Below are 1,175 nucleotides of genomic sequence, written 5' to 3'. Positions count from 1 at the left end.
GACCAGACGCGTGTGCAAAAGCACTGTCCAGAAGCAGAAACAGCTTTTCGCATTTAAGTCTCGCAGGTGTCGCAGGAACCCCTTTGAGACGAAAATCGTTACCGAACCCCTCGACAAAAATCCCGTCGGAAACATTCTCGAAAAACGAACCAAATATCTCGACCAGCTCTGTCAGATTGCGCGCTGAGTTTTCGGGCGAAACCACGCTGGTATTGTTTCCATCCCGAAGATGCCCGACAAGGTTTTCTTGAATAACATGGATTGGATAGCTTTTAACCAGCCGAATCCACATGTCGAAATCGGGTAACTGTTTCAGCCCGGGATTGTAGAAACCCAGTTCAAGGTAGACTTCCTTACGCACCAACATACTGGGGTGGCAAATACAGTTTCCTTTGAAAAAGAAATGTCGAAGCCATTCACCCTGACTACGATTGGCCTTCCGGAATACATCATTCCAGATAGCTTCCGGGCCACTCGTCTCACGTCCTTGTTCATCCACCAAATCAGCCCAAGTGAAGCAGGCTCCCAACTCAGGCTGAGCCTCGAGAATGGCAACCTGCTTACCAAGCTTTGTCGGGTACCAAGTATCATCCGAATTAAGCAGAGCTATGTATTTCCCACGGCTCTGCTCAATCAGAAAGACAAGATTTCCAACTGGACCCAGGTTTTTTTCCTGTTTAAAGGAGCGTATCCGTGGATCATTAAATCCAGAGATGACATCCCAACTGTTGTCAGTTGACCTATCATCAGAGATCAACAACTCAAAGTCGGTGAAACCTTGCTCTAGAATACTATCTACAGCCTTGCAGATATATTTTGCGTGGTTGTAGGACGGTATCACGACACTAACTAGTGGCGCGTGCCCTACAACCGATTTGGTTTCGTCATCAGGAAGCATATTTTTTCTTCCAGAGCCGGTAAAGTTTTTTCAGTGATTCCGGGCAAGACTTCCGTAATACCGCCGAAAAGCCTGGATTGCTCTGACCAGTAGTCCCGTCAGCGGTATCCAGACTTTCAACGGCAACAACAGAGTCTATTGTTTCGTTAACAACGGAGTCATTCTCGTAAACACCAGGCATCGTTTTTTTGTCATCGCCAGACGGAAAGTTCATGACGAGAGGAAATTCATCAAGCTGCTTCATCACTTTGCGCAACAGATCGATACGAGGAGCCAT

2 protein-coding genes are annotated in these 1,175 nt (G+C 47.1%); both read right to left on the bottom strand.

The window, feature by feature from the left end; genetic code table 11:
• Positions 1-898: glycosyltransferase family 2 protein (locus ACXRVY_RS30405; RefSeq protein WP_458239129.1), on the bottom strand; the 898-nt coding region annotated here is incomplete at its 3' end.
• A partial coding sequence (locus ACXRVY_RS30400; RefSeq protein WP_458239128.1) for a hypothetical protein occupies positions 888-1,175 on the bottom strand: 288 nt, incomplete at its 5' end. The genes ACXRVY_RS30400 and ACXRVY_RS30405, both read right to left, overlap by 11 nt.

The sequence above is a fragment of the Pseudomonas sp. P5_A2_2 genome, assembly GCF_054177685.1.
This window is presented reverse-complemented; position numbering and strand designations above follow the sequence as displayed.